Origin of the sequence: Butyrivibrio sp. INlla18 (assembly GCF_900103635.1) — a bacterium.
Taxonomy (GTDB): Bacteria; Bacillota; Clostridia; order Lachnospirales; family Lachnospiraceae; genus Butyrivibrio.
The window spans coordinates 18166-36591 of the sequence record NZ_FMXK01000025.1; the positions used below are offsets into that span (position 1 = coordinate 18166).

Here is an 18426-nt window from a genome sequence, read left to right on the forward strand (position 1 = left end):
TGGAGATTATTATGGGAGAAGTTAAAGGGCTTATAGCTGAGGGAAAGACATTTTTGGGAATCGAATTTGGTTCAACAAGAATCAAGGCGGTTCTTACAGACGAGAAGTACAATCCAATCGCTTCTGGCTCTCATGGTTGGGAGAACAGACTTGAGGATGGTATCTGGACTTACACACTTGATGATATCTGGGGCGGACTTCAGGACTGCTACGCTAAGCTTGCTGAGGATGTAAAGGCTAAGTATGGCGTTGAACTTGAGACAGTTGGAGCTATGGGATTTTCTGCTATGATGCATGGATACATGGCTTTTGACAAGGAGGGCACACTTCTTGCTCCATTTAGAACATGGAGAAACACAATAACAGAGGAGGCTTCTGAGAAGCTTACTGATCTCTTTGGATATCATATCCCTCAGAGATGGAGCATTGCTCATTTGTATCAGGCTATCCTTAATAAGGAAGAGCATGTTTCAAAGATTGATTTCTTTACAACACTTGCTGGTTACATTCACTGGCAGCTTACAGGAGAGAAGGTTCTGGGCGTAGGCGATGCTTCAGGAATGTTCCCTATTGATTCAAAGACTTGCGATTACAATCAGAAGATGGTTCAGCAGTTTGATGAGCTTATTGCTGACAAGAACCTTGCTTGGAAGCTTGAGGATATCCTTCCTAAGTCACTTCCAGCTGGTGCTAGAGCTGGCGAACTTACTGCAGAAGGTGCCAAAAAGCTTGATCCTAGCGGAAAGTTAAAGGCTGGTATTCCAGTATGTCCTCCAGAAGGTGATGCTGGAACAGGTATGGTTGCTACTAACTCAGTAGGAGTTAGAACTGGTAACATCTCAGCTGGTACATCAGTATTCTCAATGGTAGTTCTTGAGCACAGCCTCTCAAAGGCATATCCAGAGCTTGACCTTGTTACAACACCATCAGGTGAAGAGGTTGCTATGGTACACTGCAACAACTGTACATCAGACCTTAATGCATGGGTTGGCCTCTTTAGAGAATTTGCTGGCGCCATCGGTAAGGATGTTGATGATGACACACTTTATGGAACTCTTTACAGAAAGGCAATGGAAGGCGACGCAGATTGCGGCGGACTTCTTGCATATAACTATTTCTCAGGCGAGAGCATTACTGGTTTCAATGAGGGAAGACCTCTTTTCGCAAGAAGACCAGATGCTAAGTTCAATCTTTCAAACTTCATGAGAGCACATCTTTACACAGCTCTTGGAGCACTTAAGGTTGGTAACGATATCCTTATGAAGGAAGAGAATGTTAAGGCTGATTTCTTCTTTGGTCAGGGCGGATTCTTCAAGATCAGAGGCGTTGGCGACAGAGTTATGGCAGCAGCTCTTGATACACCAATTAAGCTTATGGAGACAGCTGGAGAGGGTGGTCCTTGGGGACAGGCTATTCTTGCTGGATACATGATGCAGAAGGCTGAAGGCGAGACTTTAGAGAAATATCTTTCTGACAAGGTATTTGCAAGCGGTAAGGTTGAGACTTGCGAGCCTGTAGCTGCAGATGTGGCAGGATTTAATGAGTTCATGAAGGATTACAACGCTGGTCTTGCAATTGAGAAGGCTGCTGTTGAGTCACTTAAGTAATCACTTAGCGAGGTATTTTCGAGGAGGCAGAAATGTTAGAAGAATTAAAGAAAAAAGTTTATGAAGCAAATATCTTACTTCCAAAGTATGGTCTTGTTACTTTTACATGGGGAAATGTAAGTGCCATCGATAGAGAGAGCGGGCTTTTCGTGATCAAGCCAAGCGGCGTTGATTACGAGACTATGACTCCTGATGATATGGTCGTTATGGATCTTAATGGCAACAAGGTAGAAGGTAAGCTCAATCCTTCATCAGATACTCCAACTCATGTTGAGATCTACAAGGCATTCAAGGAAGTTGGCGGCGTAGTTCACACTCACTCATCCTATGCAACAAGCTGGGCTCAGGCAGGAAGAAGTATTCCTTGCTATGGCACAACTCATGCAGATTATTTCTATGGCGAGATTCCATGCGTAAGATGTCTTACAAAGGATGAGATTGAGTCAGCATACGAAGAGAACACAGGTCATCTCATTGTTAATGAATTCAACAGAATGGAAAAAGACCCTGTGGCTGTTCCAGCAGTTCTTTGCAAGAACCACGGTGTATTCACATGGGGCAAGGATGCACATGAAGCTGTTCACAACGCAGTTGTTACAGAAGAAGTTGCTAAGATGGCTTACAGATGCGAGGTTATCAATCCAGAGGTTAAGCCAGCTCCTCAGGAGCTTCAGGATAAGCACTACTACCGTAAGCACGGTGCTAATGCATATTATGGTCAACGATGAGAATTTTAGCATCATTTAGGAAAAGTTCGGCAAAAAATACGATAGACTCATATTTTCAAGTGTGATACATTTTAAATGCATTTAGTAGAAATATGTAATTTTAGAGGTATGATACAAAGTAAAGGAAGTGGAGGAATTATGACAAACAAAGAATTGCAGGTAATTGCAAACGAAGTCCGCAAGGGCATTGTTACAGCGGTTCATGCAGCAGGTGCAGGACACCCAGGTGGATCACTGTCAGCAGCAGATATTTTCACATATCTGTATTTTGAGGAGATGAACATCGATCCAAAGAAGCCACAGGATCCAGATCGTGACCGTTTTGTTCTTTCAAAGGGACACACAGCACCAGGTCTTTATTCAGCAATGGCTCAGCGCGGATATTTCCCAGTAGAGGAGCTTACAACACTCCGTAAGCTTGGTTCAAGACTTCAGGGACATCCTAGTATGCAGTATTTACCTGGCCTTGATATGAGTAGCGGATCTCTTGGACAGGGTATTTCAGTTGCTTGTGGTATGGCACTTTCTGCAAAGCTTGATAATAAAGATTACAGAACATATACACTTCTTGGTGACGGTGAGATCGAAGAAGGACAGGTTTGGGAAGCAGCTATGTTTGCTGGATTCCGCAAGCTTGATAACCTCGTAGTTATCGTAGATAACAACGGACTTCAGATCGACGGACCTGTAGATCAGGTTTGCTCACCTTATCCTATTGATAAGAAATTCGAAGCATTTAACTTCCATGTTATCAATGTTGATGCTCACGATTTTGATGCTCTTAGAGCAGCATTCAAAGAAGCTAGAGAAACAAAGGGTCAGCCTACTGCTATTATCGCACACAGCCTTAAGGGCAAGGGCGTTTCCTTCATGGAAGGCCAGGTTTCATGGCATGGTGTAGCACCTAATGACGAAGAGTACGCTAAGGCAATGGATGATCTTAACAAGATCGGCGAGTCATTAGCTTGATAGAACAGAAGGAGGTTGAAATGAGCGAAGTAAAGAAGATAGCTACCAGAGATAGCTATGGTAAAGAACTTATAGAGCTTGCTAAGGTTAATGATAAAGTCGTTGTACTTGACGCTGACCTTGCAGCAGCAACAAGAACTGGTTGGTTCAAGAAAGAATTCCCAGATCGTCACATCGATTGTGGTATCGCTGAGTGTAACATGATGGGTATTGCAGCTGGACTTGCTACAACAGGTAAGATTCCTTTCGTAAGCACATTTGCTATGTTTGCTACAGGAAGAGCTTTCGAGCAGGTTCGTAACTCAATCGGATATCCACACCTCAACGTTAAGATCGGCGGAACACATGCTGGTATTACAGTAGGTGAAGATGGTGCCAGCCATCAGTGTAACGAAGACCTTGCGCTTATGCGCACAATTCCTGGAATGGTTGTTATGTGTCCAGCAGATGATATCGAGGCTAGAGCTTGCGTAAGAGCAGCAGCAGAGCATGAAGGCCCAGTTTACATCCGTTTTGGACGTGCAGCTTGCCCAATTGTTAACGATAGACCTGATTACAAGTTCGAACTTGGAAAAGGTACTGTACTTCGTGAAGGAAAAGATGTTAGTATTATAGCTACAGGTATCGGTGTCGGTTCAGCACTTGAAGCAGCTGAGAAGCTTGCCGCTGACGGAATCGATGCTGAAGTAATCAACATCTGCACAATCAAGCCTATTGATAGAGAGCTTGTAGTTGCAACAGCCAAGAAGACTGGCAAGGTTGTAACTGTAGAAGAGCACTCAGTTATCGGCGGACTTGGAAGCGCTGTATGTGATGTTCTTTCAGAAGAGTGTCCTACAGTAGTCAAGAAGATCGGTATGCAGGATAGATTCGGTGAGTCTGGATCTGCTGCAGCACTTGTTAAGAAGTATGGTCTTGATGGTGATGGTGTATACGCATCAGTAAAGGAATTTCTTAAATAATGATGAATATTTTAAGCCCTTCAATTTTATCAGCAGATTTTTCTAAGCTTGGTGAACAGATAAAAGAAGCTGATCAGGCTGGAGCCCAGTATATTCATATCGACGTTATGGATGGCATGTTTGTGCCATCCATTTCCTATGGTATGCCAGTTATCAAAAGTGTGAGAGGTGTGACATCCAAGACATTTGATGTTCATCTCATGATCATGGATCCTATCAGATATGTAAAAGACTTTGTGGATAGCGGTGCAGATATTATCACTTTCCATCTCGAGGCAGCTCAGGATCCTAAGGCTGTCATAGATGAGATTCACAAACATGGCAAAAAAGCGGGCATTTCTATAAAGCCTGGTACAGATGCTTCTGAACTTGAAGCATATCTTGATATGGTGGATATGATTCTGGTCATGACGGTTGAACCTGGATTTGGCGGACAAAAACTCATTCCAGAGTGCGTCCACAAGGTTAAAACTGTAAGGGGAATGCTAGAGGCCAAAAATCTTAAAACTGATATCGAAGTTGATGGTGGAATTTATATTGAGAACGTTTCCCAGCTTTTGGCGGCGGGAGCCAATGTAATAGTATCTGGTTCCGGCGTGTTTAAAGGGGATATTCAATATAACGTTAAGCGCTTCTTTGATATTCTTGGAAACTGAGTAAAAAAGTTCATAAAAACGGCATTTTTGCGCTGTGGAACTTTAACGCAATAAAGACAATTCGTTGTTGACAAAGTTGTCAGTTTATCATAGAATCTTAGGCGTGTAATTTGCAGAAAGCTCATGTGTAATACACATGAGCTTTTATTGCGAAAAAATATTTGATAAGCCCATGACTATGGGTAGGAGGAATTATGAAGAAATTTTTTGCAATGATGGTAGCAAGTATTTCATGCGTAGCTATGCTTGCAGGCTGTGGAAACAGCGCATCTACAACAGAAACAACTACTGAGAGCGCACAGGAAAGCTCAGTAGCTTCAACAGAAACTGCAGAAAATACTGAGGTTGGAGCACCTGCAGAGACAGTTACTATCGACAAGCTCACAATTGGATTCGTTCCATCACGTGATCCTGACGAGATCGTTACTGCAACAGAGCCACTTAAGGAGCTTCTTACAACAGAGCTTGCTGGCCTTGGCTATGATGTTAAGGAAGTAGACATCACTGTTGGAACAAGCTACGAAGCAGTTGGTGAAGGTCTTTCAGCCGGAACTATAGATATCGGTCTTATCCCTGGTGGTACATATGTACTTTACGAGGATGGATGCGATGTAATCCTTACAGCTACAAGAGATGGTCTTTCAATCGAGAGCCCAGAAGCTAAGGATTGGAACGACAACAAGCCTACAGAGCCTACAGAAGAGCAGGTAACATTCTACCGTGGTCTTATCATTGCTGGTCCTTCAGAAGCTGGTCAGGCTATCTCAGAGAAGGTTAACAATGGTGAAGCACTTACATGGGAAGATCTTGATGGTCTTAACTGGAGTGTTATGAATTCTTCATCATCAGCTGGATATATCTATCCATCACTTTGGCTTCAGGACAAGTTTGAGAAGCACATCACAGATCTTTCACACGCTGTACAGGCTGATTCATATGGTAATGCTTTTGCTAGACTTGCTTCTGGTCAGATCGACGTTCTTTGCTGCTATGCAGATGCAAGACGTGACAACGAAGAGAAGTGGACAACAGAGTTCGGTAGAACAGCTAGCATCTGGGATGAGACAAACGTTATCGGTGTTACAGATGGTATCTACAACGATACAATCAGCGTAAGCAAGACATCAGACGTTATGGATGATGCATTCAAGGCAGCTGTTACACAGGCATTTATCAATATCGGAAATTCAGACGCTGGTAAGGAAGTTATTTCAATCTACAACCACAACGGTTATGTAGAGGCTAAGGCTGAGGATTATGAGTCAGAAAGAAAGGCTCAGGAGCTCATTAAGTCAATGAATTAATTCCGCCGCCCGGCACAATGTTTTATTGAATATTTGAGGGGAGATATTATTTAATATCTTCCCTTATTTTTAGAATTAGAATCAGGAGAATAGTAATGATCAAGTTTGAAGACGTAGGAAAAAAATATCCTAATGGTTTTGAAGGCCTTAAGCATGTGAATTTAACAATCGAGCAAGGCGAATTTGTAGCAATTATTGGTTTGTCTGGTGCTGGTAAATCCACACTGATCCGTACCATCAACAGGATGCATGATGTAACAAGTGGTAAACTCACCGTGGATGGTGTTGATGTTATGAGCTTGTCTGGCAAGCAGCTTAGAAGATTCAGAAGAAAAATTGGTATGATCTTCCAGTCATTTAACTTGATCACTAGAACCACTGTAATAAAGAATGTTTTAACAGCATTTGTTCCAGATATGCCTTGGTTTAGATCAACATTCGGAATCTACACCAAAGAAGAGAAGCTCAAGGCTTTAGAGTGCCTTGATAAAGTAGGTATTCTTGATAAGGCTTTCGTAAGAGCTGACCAGCTTTCTGGTGGACAGCAGCAGAGAGTAGCTCTTGCTAGAACACTTGCACAGAATCCACAGATCATCCTTGCTGATGAGCCTGTTGCAGCTCTTGACCCTGTAACAGCCAAGCAGGTTATGGATGACTTTAAGAGAATCAACGAGGATATGAACATTTCAGTCCTTATCAATATTCACCACGTAGACCTTGCTCTTAACTATGCTACAAGAGTAATCGGTATCCGCGAAGGTGAGATCGTATATGATGGCCCAGCTTCTGAGGCTACTCAGGAAGTACTTGATAGAATCTACAACGGAAGAGTAGACAAAGAAGGTAACGTCCAGGAAGAAGTGGGGTGATCACGTTGAGTATTTACGATAAGATTTTTAAGCCTAGAGTATATACGCTTCCTAATGGAAAGTCTGTAGCCAAGAAGGCTTCAAGAGCACCTATCTACGTGATCCTGATCCTTGCTATGTGCTGGCTTTCTGTTAAAATCACAGGCTTTGATATGAAAGTTTTGACAAAGCGTATCGGACAGTTCTTCGTAATCCTCGGAGAGATGTTCCCACCTAACGCTTCATACATGGGTTCAGTATGGAATCCTCTTTTTGACACCATCAAGATGTCACTTATTGGTTCAGTACTTGGCGCTTTATTATCAGTGCCTTTTGCAATGCTTGCCAGCACAAACGTGTGCCCTAGCAAGATCATTGTTTCAATCATAAGAGTTATGTTCAGTTTGATCAGAACTCTTCCTACAATTGTCATTGCCCTTGTTGCAACACTTATCTTTGGCCTTGGAACATTGGCAGGTACAGTTGCTATAGCAGTTTTCTCTTTTGGCTACATTGGAAAGCTTACTTATGAAGAAATAGAGACAGTAGATATGGGCGCTTTCGAAGCTATGGAAGCTATGGGTGCTACTAAGACAAGAGCCTTTATCTCTGCTATTATTCCTCAGGTACTTCCATTCTTCCTTTCAAACTGTCTCTTTAACTTTGAAGGAAATGTTCGTTACGCTGCGGTTCTTGGTTATGTAGGCGCAGGTGGAATTGGTCTTATTCTTAATGAAAAAATAAGCTGGCGTGAGTATCCAAACGTTGGAATGATCCTAGTAGCTCTTTTCGTTACTGTATTCATTATCGAGTCAGTCAGCCGCTATTTACGTAAGAAGTTAGTGTAAGAGTGGAGGAAGATATGAATCAGAGAATAGAAGAAGCTTATGCAAAAAGACCTAAGAACTGGGTCTACAACTTAACAATAGCAGTTATCGTAGCAATACTTATGATCTGGAGTGCTAGTGCTATTGAGACTAGCGGCTCAACAACCGATGGTGGACAGATTGCACTTAATGTACTTTCTGGTATCTTCCATCCTGATCTTGAGTTCTTGCTTGATTTTAAGACAACTTCAGGTGTTCCTTACTTGATGCTTGAAACAATGTGTATCGCATTTCTTGGTACTATCGTAGGTGCGATCATTTCAATCCCACTTGCATTTATCTCAGCATCAAACCTTACTCCAAAGCCAATCGCTTTTGTAGGAAGAATGCTGATCATGGCAGTTAGAACCATCCCTGCATTTGTATATGGTCTTATGTTCATAAGAGTTACAGGACCTGGAGCTTTTGCTGGTCTCCTTACAATGGGTGTTTGCTCAATCGGTATGATCAGTAAGATGTACATTGAGGCTATAGAGGATCTTGATACACACGTTATCGAGTCTCTTGATGCCGCTGGATGTAACACATGGCAGAAGATCCGCTATGGAATCCTTCCACAGCTTATGCCAAACTTTGCATCTACTGCGATCTACAGGTTTGATATCAACTTAAGAGATGCTACAATCCTTGGTATGGTTGGAGCCGGCGGTTTTGGTGCACCACTTATCTTTGCTATGAATTCCTACAGATGGAACGAAGCAGGTGCCCTCCTTACAGGACTTATCGTACTCATTCTTATCATCGAGTACATTTCAACCAGGATCAGAGTAAAACTTACAAGAGGTTAAATATATGCGCATTGTCTATACATCAGATACACATGGACATGTATTTCCTTTAAACTATGCAAAAAATTGCCCCGAGAATGCGGGGCTTTTTTGTATAGCTTCTCAAATTGAAAAAGATGGAAATACATTAGTAATGGACGGTGGTGACAGCCTTCAGGGCACACCGCTTATTTCATATTACATAGAACACAAAGATGAGTTTGAACTTAACCCTATTGCAGAAGGTTTTAATGCAATGGGGCTTGATTATTACACTCTTGGTAATCATGATTTTAACTTTGGATATGATGTGATCCTTGATTATGTTTCCAGTATGAAGGCGCAGCTCATCTGTGCAAACGTAGAGGATTTAAGAGGAGCCCTTGGTATCAAGAAAAGCGTGATCCACACCTTGGAAGATGGAACAAGAGTTGGAATCACAGGCGCTGTTACAGGATATGTTAATGTTTGGGAGCAAAAAGAGCATCTCACAGAGCTTAAGGTAACTGACCCTGTTGAAGCACTTGAAGAGCAGCTGTCTGAGCTTAAAGGAAAGTGCGACATCACAGTCTGCATCTATCACGGAGGTTTTGAAGAGGACCTTGCTACAGGCAAGAAACTATCTGATACAACAGAGAATCAGGCCTGCGAGATAGCAAGAAAGCTTGATTTCGATATTCTTTTAACTGGTCATCAGCATATGTCAGTTGAAGGCGTAGAGATAGCTGGAAGCTATGGGGTTCAGCCACCAGACAAGGCTAGCGTATATTGCGACCTTCAGGTTAAAAGAGCTTCTGACAAGTGGGATATCACATCAAGGCTTGTCAAGGTTGAGGCTCCAGATGAGAGATATCAGAAGTTTGAAAGCTCTTTTGCCAAGATGGAAGAGCTCACAGGCAGAGTGGAAAAGTGGCTTGATGAGCCAATTGGAAGCTTAGAAAAAGAAATTGAACCAGAAGGAAAGCTTGAAGCTGCCCTCTACGGAAGTAAGGTTGCTTCTATATTTAATCAGGTTCAGCTTGATTACACAGGAGCGGATTTCTCATGTACAAGCCTTGCCAATGACCCACTTGGTCTTAAGAAGGACATCTCCGTTCGCGACGTACTTGGAATCTACCAGTTTGCCAATACTGTAGAAGTAAAGAAGGTTACAAAGGAAGTTATCAAGAAGGCTTTAGAGAGATGCGCAGAGTACTTTGAGATCGATAAAGAGTCAGGAAAGATCTGCATTTCAAATGTCTTTTTACAGCCAAAGGTTGAGCATTATAACTACGACTTCTATGCAGGACTTGAGTATGAGTTTGATATCACAAAGCCAGTAGGAGAGAGGGTTACTAAGCTTACTCTTCTTGGCGGCGGCGAGTTATCTGATGACAAGACCTATACTCTTGTAACTAGCAACTATAGAGCAACTGGTACTGGCGGTTATGAATGTATCGGAAATTGTGAGACAGTTGGAAGCTATTCTGATGAGATGCCAGACCTTCTGATCAGGTTCTTAAGGGACCACAGCCCAGTTGGAGAGATAGTTAATAGCAAGTTGACAGTTAAGGACTGAAAAGGCATACTATATTTGTGAAAATATCGAAATTATGAGAAGGAATGCAATGTATAAGAGACTAGAACGCAATGACCTATGCTGGTGCGGCAGTGGAAAAAAGTACAAAAGCTGCCATGCTGCCTTCGATGACAAACTTATCCAGTTTGAGCATCAGGGTATGATCATTCCCAGCAGAGATCTTTTTAAAACTGAAAAAGATATAGAAGGAATCAAGAAGAGTGCGGTTATCAACATGGCTGTGCTTGATGAGATCGGTGAGAAGATCCATGCAGGCATGAGCACTCAGGAAATAGATGACATTGTTTACAACACTACTACCAAGATGGGCGGAATTCCTGCAGATCTTAACTACGAAGGATTCCCAAAGAGTGTTTGCACATCTATAAATGAAGAAGTATGTCACGGTATTCCATCTGAGGATATCATTCTTCAGGATGGAGATATCATAAATGTAGATTGTTCTACTATTCTTGATGGTTATTTTTCTGATTCATCACGAATGTTCTGTATCGGAGATGTTTCTCCAGAAAAGAAGAGACTTGTTGATGTAACTAAAGAGTGCCTTGAAGAGGGACTTAAGGCTGTTAAGCCATGGACTCCTATTGGAGATATGGGTAATGCGGTTCATCAGCATGCGCTCAAGAATGGTTACACAGTTGTTAGAGAGATTGGCGGTCATGGATGTGGTAATGCTTTCCATGAGGAGCCATTTGTAAGCTTTGTAAGTAAGCCAGGAACAGGAATGCTCATGGTTCCAGGTATGGTATTTACTATAGAGCCTATGGTCAATATGGGCACAAACGAGATCTTTATTGATGAAGAGAATGATTGGACAGTATATACCGCAGACTTAAAGCCTTCAGCGCAGTGGGAAGTTGAGCTCCTTGTAACTGAGACAGGCTATGAGCTTTTGTGTTGGTAAATAATATAAGAAGGGAACATAGATAATGCAGAATAAGGGAAAATATTACATCACTACTGCAATTGCATATACATCTGGTAAGCCACATATCGGTAACAGCTACGAGATCGTACTTGCAGATGCAATAGCAAGATATAAGAGAAAAGACGGATTTGACGTACATTTCCAGACGGGTTCAGATGAGCACGGACAGAAGATCGAGACACGTGCGATCGAAGCTGGTTGCAGTTCACCAAAGGAATTCGTAGATCAGGTTTCAGATACTATCAAGGGACTTTGGAACTTGATGGATACTTCATATGATAAGTTCATCCGTACAACAGATGAGGATCATGTTAAGCAGGTTCAGAAGATCTTCAAGAAGTTCTATGATCAGGGCGACATTTATAAGGGATCATACAAGGGTATGTACTGTACAGAGTGTGAGGCTTTCTATACAGAGTCTCAGCTTGTTGATGGCAAGTGTCCTGAGTGTGGCGGCCCAGTTCATCCAGCAGAAGAGGAAGCCTATTTCTTCAAGATGAGCAAGTACGCTGACAGACTTATCGAGCATATCAACACACATCCTGATTTCATTCAGCCTGTATCCAGAAAGAATGAGATGATGAACAACTTCCTTCTTCCTGGTCTTCAGGATCTTTGTGTATCAAGAACATCATTCAAGTGGGGAATCCCAGTTGATTTCGATGACAAGCATGTAGTTTATGTATGGCTTGATGCTCTTACAAACTATATCACTGGAATCGGCTATGATGCAGATGGCAACAGCTCTGAGGAGTACAAGAAGTGGTGGCCAGCTGATCTTCACCTTATTGGAAAAGATATCATTCGTTTCCATACTATTTATTGGCCAATCTTCCTCTTTGCTCTTGGCGAGCCTCTTCCAAAGCAGGTATTTGGACATCCATGGCTCTTACAGGGCGGCGAGAAGATGAGTAAGTCAAAGGGAAATGTTATCTATGCTGATGACCTTGTAAGTCTCTTTGGCGTTGATCCTGTTAGATATTTCGTTCTTCATGAGATGCCTTTCGAAAATGATGGTGTCATCACATGGGAGCTTTTAGTTGAGAGATTCAACTCAGATCTTGCTAACACACTTGGTAACCTTGTAAATCGTACTATCGCTATGAGCAACAAGTACCTTGGCGGCGTTGTAGCAGATAAGGGTGTTGCTGAGGATGTAGATGCAGATCTTAAGGCAGTTGTAACTGGCTGCTACGAGAAGGTAGAAGCCAAGATGAATGAGCTCAGAGTTGCTGATGCTCTTACAGAGATCTTCTCACTCTTTAAGAGATGCAACAAATATATCGATGAGACAGAGCCTTGGGTACTCGGCAAGGATGAGAGCAAGAAAGACAGACTTTCAACAGTTCTTTATAACCTTGTAGAAGCAATCTCAATCGGCGCTTCACTTCTTGAGCCATTTATGCCAGAGACAGCTCAGAAGATCAAGGAGCAGCTTTCTACACCAGATAGAGATTTCGATACATTAGGTCAGTTTGGTCTTTGCCCAAATGGCACTAAGGTTTCAGAGAGCCCAGAGATGCTCTTTGCTAGAAAAGACCTCAAGGAAGTCCTTGAGAAGTCAGCTGAGATAGTTAAGAAGCAGAAGGCTGAGTTCGAAGAGTCACAGAAAAAAGCAGCTGAGAATCTTGCAAAGGCAGGCCTTGCACCAGCTCCAGTCAAGAAGGAAGAGTCAGGAGAAGAGAAGGCTCCTATCGACATTCCTGCAAAGGACGAGATCACATATGATCAGTTCGGAGCTATGCAGTTCCAGGTTGGTGAGATCATTAAGTGCGAAGCAGTTAAGAATTCCAAGAAGCTCCTTTGCTCACAGGTTAAGATCGGAAGCCAGGTCAAGCAGATCGTTTCTGGAATCAGAAAGTACTATTCACCTGAAGAGATGGTGGGCAAGAAGGTAATGGTGCTTGTAAATCTTAAGCCAGCTAAGCTTGCAGGCGTAATGTCTGAGGGAATGCTTCTTTGTGCTGAGGATGCTGAAGGTAATCTTGCACTTATGACTCCTGAAAAGGATATGCCTGCAGGAGCAGAAATTTGTTAATCCTATAATACTTCGGATATTGCACAGTTTATGTACGATTCGTGGTATTATTAATATAACAATATAATGTATGGGAGGGATTTCCGAATGGTACGCAAAGAGGAACTGACTTACAAATCACGTGACAGACAGACCATGCTTCATGCAATAAAATGGATTCCTGATGGACAGCCTGTAGCAATCTTACAGATTATCCACGGCATGCAGGAGTACATTGATCGCTATGATGAGTTTGCCCGTTTTATGGCAGAAAAGGGCATTCTTGTTATGGGTAATGATCATCTGGGTCATGGCGGCTCTGTAACTGAAGGAAAAGGTACCTATGGCTATTTCTGTAAGAATGATCCAGCTACAGTATTAGTTCGAGATGCGCACAGACTCAAGAAAATGACACAGGAAGAATATCCAGGTGTTCCTGTATTTATTCTTGGTCACAGTTTTGGCTCATTTGTTGCTAGAGAGTATATCACTCGCTATGGAACAGGTATTAATGGTGCAATTATTCAGGGCACAGCTTTTATGCCTCTTGGCACTGTTAAATCATTAGGAAGATTTGTTTCTTTCATGCAGGTCATCATGGGAGAAAAGTACCGTTCAGAAATGATCAATAATATGGCGTTCAAGGGATATCTCAAGAAGATTCCTAATGCCAGAACAAAGTTTGATTGGCTTTCACATAACGAGGAAAGCGTAGACAGATATATTGCAGATCCTAGAGACAACTTTATCTTTACTCTGAATGGCTTCAAGACAATGGCTGAGCTTTTAAAGAGAGTTGGGGATACTGACAAGATGGAAGATATTCCAAAGAATCTTCCAATACTTATCACAGGTGGAAATGAGGACCCTGTAGGCGATTACGGTGAGGCCCTTACTAAACTCCATGACATTTACAAAAATCAGCTTGGTATCACCAATGTTGAACTTAAGATCTACGATGGAATGCGCCATGAACTTCAGCAGGAGATCGGTAGAGAAAAAGTATTTGAAGACCAGTACGCTTGGATAAAGAAGATATTGGATGGCAGAAATGCAAATTGATAAATCCAAAATAATGGTCAGATGTGCATACAGCTCTGATTGGGATGGTGCCATTAAACTCGCATGGGATACCTTTGTGAGGTATAATGCGCCTGATTACTCTCAGGAAGGCATTGAGAATTTCAGAAAATTCGTCAATGATGATATGCTCCGAAAGATGTTTTTGGCTGGACACTATCAATTGTTCGTGGCGGTCTTTGAGGGAAAGTACCTGGGGATGCTCTCTCTTAGAGAAAAGAAACATATTTCACTGTTATTTGTAGATGGCGACTGTCACGGAAATGGGATAGGCAAAGCGCTGATAAGATTTGTATCTAAATATGTACTCGAAGAGGAGGGCATTGACAAGATGACTGTCAATGCTTCTCCTTATGCTTTAGAGTTCTATCACAAGATGGGCTTCAAAGATTTACGAGAAGAAATGGAAGCAGACGGTATCATTTTTACTCCGATGGAACTGAGTCTGGTCAAAAAAAGTTAGAAGGAACAGGTATAGAAAAAAGAAATGGGAAAGTTATTTGATCTTGAGAGCCCACTTATGCGTGCACTTACAAGAGTTGCTGATGTAATGTGGCTCAACATTTTGACACTTATTTTTGCAATTCCTCTCATTATTGAGCAGGCTGTTTTTTTAGGACCAGTATTTGGCCCTGTAATGTTTGATGGCGCACAGCTTGATTACAGCTATTTCCTTAGCGCAGTTTTATGGGCATGGATCTTTGGTATCATTTGCTCTAGTATCTTAGGCCCTGCTTGTACAGCAATGCACTTTGTACTTCTTAAGATCGTAAGAGATGAAGATAGCTACATTACTAAGACATACTTCAGATCTTTCAAGGAGAACTTCAAACAGGCGTTAGTTCTTCAGATCATCAAGTTTACAATTGGTGGAGTTTTAGTTCTCGACTTCTTTATCCTTAATAACTTAAGTGGAATTTACAGATACATCATCATCGGTATCAGTGCTTTCTTGTATATGGTTTCACTGTACGTGTTCCCTATTTTATCCAAGTTTGATAATACTAACAGGGCAACTCTTAAGAATTCTCTTTTAATGTCTATTCTTGCATTCCCTAAGACAATTCTTATGACACTTATTACAGGACTTCCACTTCTTATTTTCTACTTCTTTGATGTGAAGTCTATTCCAGTGCTTATCCTTATGGGCATAGCTGGACCAAGTTTCCTAAATGCTCTTTTATACAACGGAACATTTAAGCGCTTCGAGCCTAAGGAAGAGGAGCTTACAGAAGAGGAAGAGCTGGACAAGGCAATCAGAAAGCTTGACGAGGAGTAAGGCAATAGTCAAGTTGCATATAGAATTGTAATTTTCTTCGTCATTATTCCGGATTTGTGGATAAAATGCCAATCTACTGAGCAGAATTGCTAATGAAAAATAAAATATTTGTGAAAATAGTGAATAGTAAATAAACAGCCCAGTATATATACTGATAACTAGCATTAAGCTATATGGAAATTAGGAGGAAAAATAAGGTATGGCAAGTTTATCACTTGAGCATGTAACTAAAGTATATCCTAATGGTTTTGAGGCTGTTAAAGATTTCAACCTTGAGATTCAGGATAAAGAGTTTATTATTTTCGTAGGACCTTCAGGATGTGGTAAGTCTACAACACTTCGTATGATCGCTGGTCTTGAAGATATTTCTTCAGGTACACTTAAGATCGGTGACAGAGTAGTTAACGATGTAGAGCCTAAGGACAGAGATATTGCGATGGTATTCCAGAACTACGCTCTGTACCCACACATGACTGTATATGATAACATGGCTTTCGGACTTAAGCTTAGAAAAGTTCCAAAGGCTGAAATTGATAAGATGGTTAGAGAAGCTGCTAAGATCCTTGACCTTGAGAAGCTCCTTGATCGTAAGCCAAAGGCTCTTTCAGGTGGACAGAGACAGCGTGTTGCTATGGGACGTGCTATCGTTCGTAACCCTAAGGTATTCCTTATGGACGAGCCTCTTTCAAACCTTGATGCTAAGCTCCGTGTACAGATGAGAACAGAGATTGCTAAGCTTCACCAGAGACTTGGCACAACAATCATCTACGTTACACACGACCAGACAGAGGCTATGACTCTTGGTACAAGAATCGTAGTTATGAAGGATGGTGTTGTTCAGCAGGTTGATACACCTCAGAACCTCTATGACAAGCCAGGCAACCTCTTCGTTGCTGGATTCATGGGATCACCTCAGATGAACTTCCTTGATGCAGAAGTTGAAGTACAGGGCGACAAGGCTAGCCTTAAGATTGCTGGTCAGTCAATCGAACTTCCACCTGCAAAGGCTAAGAAGGTTATCGAGGGTGGCTACGCTGGAAAGACCGTTACATTCGGTATCCGTCCAGAGGATGTTGATGATTCAGAGATGGTTGTTAGCACATCTAAGGCTGTATTTGAGTCAACAATCAACGTATACGAGCTTCTTGGTGCAGAAGTTTATCTGTACTTCGATCTTGATAAGTTCCCTATCACAGCTAGAGTTGATTCTCGTACAACAGCTAGACCTGGCGATAAGGTTAAGTTTGCATTCGATGTTGAGAAGATCCACATCTTCGACAAAGAGACAGAGAAGACAATCACAAACTAATAAGAATTTCAGGAGCCACGCATATGCGTGGCTCTTTTTTTCATTGGTATGATATACTATAGGTAATACTAAGGAGGATCACACAGATGATTTCAGGACAGACAATAAAAGGAAGTATTGAAGAATTAGGAGCTATCACCAAAGTAGACCTGTGTGTAATGGATCTAAATGGTGAAGTGGTAGCTACTACTACTGATCGAGATTTTTTGGATATTTCTATTATTATCAGTTTTGCTAATTCTCCAGTTGATTCACAGGTTATTGGAGATGTTCATTTGTTCAAGATCCTTGACGAAGGAGAGCCTTTGTACGTGTTACTTGCCAAGGGTGACAGTGAGCACGCATATATGGTGGGCAAGATTGGAGTAAGTCAGCTTCAGAATCTTATTGTGGCATACAAAGAAAGATATGACAGAAATAACTTTTTCCAGAATCTCCTTCTTGATAATATGCTCCTTATCGATGTTTACAATAGAGCTAGAAAGCTCAAGATAGAGACAAGCGTTCCAAGAGTCATCATCCTTGTTGAGATCAAGCATTCACAGGACAATACTGCCCAGGAACTCTTAAGTGGTATGTTTGCGCCTCATTCAGGGGATTATGTAACTGCCGTTGATGAGAATAGCGTAATACTCATCAAAACTCTGTCTAAGGGACAGTCCTATGAAGAAGTGGCTCAGATTGCTACAACTATTGTGGATATGATGAATACAGAAGCTATGCTTAGTGTAAGAGTATCCTATGGAACTATCGTAGAGGAGATAAAAGACCTTAGTAAGTCCTACAAGGAAGCGAAGATGGCCCTTGAAGTAGGCAAGATCTTTTACGCTGAAAAGAGAGTTAATGCATATAATACACTTGGAATTGGAAGACTAATCTATCAGCTTCCAGAGAGCCTTTGCAAGATCTTTATAGATGAGATATTTGGAGGCAAAGAGGTTCCAGATGATCTTGATGAAGAAACATTAAATACTATTGCTAAGTTCTTTGAGAACAATCTTAATGTATCTGAGACTTCAAGACAGCTCTTTGTACACCGAAATACTCTTGTTTATAGAATTGAAAAGCTTGAGAAGAGTTCTGGACTTGATGTTAGAAAGTTTGATGATGCGCTTACATTCAAGATCGCACTCATGGTTATAAATTACATGAAATACCTTGATAACAAGAATAATTAAAAAGGCAGTTCTGGGAAGGATACATGCACGTTGACTTCCCGTAAAGACAGGCGACCTTACAACACATGAAAGGTTCTACTTAGTGCTGCTTCGTTCCCGACCTGACACGGTTCGTAGATTTCCATTGCATAAGACCCATCCTTACAATAGAAGGACTGCTACATGCACCCTTCGCAAAACTGCCAAAGGGTCATAAAGACTCTTACAAATATACTTGGTTTTTGACGGATTGTCAATTTTGATCTATAAGATCCTGCAAAGTATAGCTGTTAATGTAGTTGTTGACTACTTCGTCAAGACCTTTCCAGAAAGGAAGCGTGGTGCAGGA

At 41.7% G+C, this 18426-nt stretch carries 17 protein-coding genes and 1 other RNA gene; 17 read left to right on the forward strand and 1 reads right to left on the reverse strand.

Annotated features, from left to right (window positions below; all coding sequences use genetic code 11):
• Positions 1–11 precede the first annotated feature (11 nt).
• The 17 genes from BLS24_RS14490 to BLS24_RS14570 all read left to right on the forward strand — a co-directional run bounded on the left by BLS24_RS14490 (position 12) and on the right by BLS24_RS14570 (position 18098).
• Positions 12–1607 carry a xylulokinase gene (locus BLS24_RS14490; protein ID WP_330388287.1) on the forward strand — a complete coding sequence of 532 codons (1596 nt, stop codon included), beginning with the start codon at positions 12–14 and terminating at the stop codon, positions 1605–1607.
• 32 nt (positions 1608–1639) lie between these two features.
• Positions 1640–2335, forward strand: coding sequence for an L-ribulose-5-phosphate 4-epimerase (locus tag BLS24_RS14495; RefSeq protein WP_091760776.1), 696 nt, complete (start codon positions 1640–1642; stop codon positions 2333–2335).
• 138 nt (positions 2336–2473) lie between these two features.
• Entirely contained in the window at positions 2474–3304 is an 831-nt protein-coding gene (locus tag BLS24_RS14500; protein WP_091760780.1) for a transketolase, read from the forward strand.
• Positions 3305–3324: 20 nt separating this feature from the next.
• Positions 3325–4266, forward strand: a complete 942-nt coding sequence (locus tag BLS24_RS14505) for a transketolase family protein (protein ID WP_091760784.1) — start codon at positions 3325–3327, stop codon at positions 4264–4266.
• Positions 4266–4922 carry a ribulose-phosphate 3-epimerase gene (gene rpe / locus BLS24_RS14510; RefSeq protein WP_091760787.1) on the forward strand — a complete coding sequence of 219 codons (657 nt, stop codon included), beginning with the start codon at positions 4266–4268 and terminating at the stop codon, positions 4920–4922. Before BLS24_RS14505 ends, rpe begins: the two co-directional genes overlap by 1 nt.
• 194 nt (positions 4923–5116) lie before the next feature.
• Positions 5117–6226, forward strand: a complete 1110-nt coding sequence (locus BLS24_RS14515) for a phosphate/phosphite/phosphonate ABC transporter substrate-binding protein (RefSeq protein WP_091760790.1) — start codon at positions 5117–5119, stop codon at positions 6224–6226.
• Between the two features lie 95 nt (positions 6227–6321).
• The gene (phnC, locus tag BLS24_RS14520) at positions 6322–7095 is read left to right on the forward strand and encodes a phosphonate ABC transporter ATP-binding protein (RefSeq protein WP_091760793.1); all 774 of its coding nucleotides are present in this window, start codon (positions 6322–6324) and stop codon (positions 7093–7095) included.
• 5 nt (positions 7096–7100) lie between these two features.
• The gene (gene phnE / locus BLS24_RS14525) at positions 7101–7922 is read left to right on the forward strand and encodes a phosphonate ABC transporter, permease protein PhnE (RefSeq protein WP_091760816.1); all 822 of its coding nucleotides are present in this window, start codon (positions 7101–7103) and stop codon (positions 7920–7922) included.
• 14 nt (positions 7923–7936) lie between these two features.
• Positions 7937–8749: a phosphonate ABC transporter, permease protein PhnE gene (gene phnE, locus BLS24_RS14530; protein WP_091760796.1), complete on the forward strand. Its 813-nt coding sequence runs from the start codon at positions 7937–7939 to the stop codon at positions 8747–8749.
• Between the two features lie 4 nt (positions 8750–8753).
• Entirely contained in the window at positions 8754–10286 is a 1533-nt protein-coding gene (locus BLS24_RS14535) for a bifunctional metallophosphatase/5'-nucleotidase (RefSeq protein WP_091760799.1), read from the forward strand.
• Between the two features lie 49 nt (positions 10287–10335).
• On the forward strand, positions 10336–11211 hold the full coding sequence (locus tag BLS24_RS14540) for a methionyl aminopeptidase (protein WP_071177241.1): 876 nt from the start codon (positions 10336–10338) through the stop codon (positions 11209–11211).
• Positions 11212–11236: 25 nt separating this feature from the next.
• Positions 11237–13273: a methionine--tRNA ligase gene (gene metG, locus BLS24_RS14545; RefSeq protein ID WP_091760802.1), complete on the forward strand. Its 2037-nt coding sequence runs from the start codon at positions 11237–11239 to the stop codon at positions 13271–13273.
• A gap of 87 nt (positions 13274–13360) precedes the next feature.
• The gene (locus tag BLS24_RS14550) at positions 13361–14314 is read left to right on the forward strand and encodes an alpha/beta fold hydrolase (protein WP_091760805.1); all 954 of its coding nucleotides are present in this window, start codon (positions 13361–13363) and stop codon (positions 14312–14314) included.
• Entirely contained in the window at positions 14295–14795 is a 501-nt protein-coding gene (locus BLS24_RS14555; RefSeq protein WP_242872316.1) for a GNAT family N-acetyltransferase, read from the forward strand. The genes BLS24_RS14550 and BLS24_RS14555 overlap by 20 nt, the downstream gene beginning before the upstream one ends.
• 24 nt (positions 14796–14819) lie before the next feature.
• Positions 14820–15611, forward strand: a complete 792-nt coding sequence (locus tag BLS24_RS14560) for a YesL family protein (RefSeq protein WP_091760808.1) — start codon at positions 14820–14822, stop codon at positions 15609–15611.
• Positions 15612–15810: 199 nt separating this feature from the next.
• Positions 15811–16920, forward strand: coding sequence for an ABC transporter ATP-binding protein (locus tag BLS24_RS14565; RefSeq protein ID WP_071177237.1), 1110 nt, complete (start codon positions 15811–15813; stop codon positions 16918–16920).
• 86 nt (positions 16921–17006) lie between these two features.
• Positions 17007–18098, forward strand: a complete 1092-nt coding sequence (locus BLS24_RS14570) for a PucR family transcriptional regulator (protein WP_091760811.1) — start codon at positions 17007–17009, stop codon at positions 18096–18098.
• Between the two features lie 41 nt (positions 18099–18139).
• On the opposite strand, the gene ffs is transcribed toward BLS24_RS14570, so the two are convergent.
• Positions 18140–18239, reverse strand: an RNA gene (gene ffs / locus BLS24_RS14575) — signal recognition particle sRNA small type.
• Positions 18240–18426: the final 187 nt, after the last annotated feature.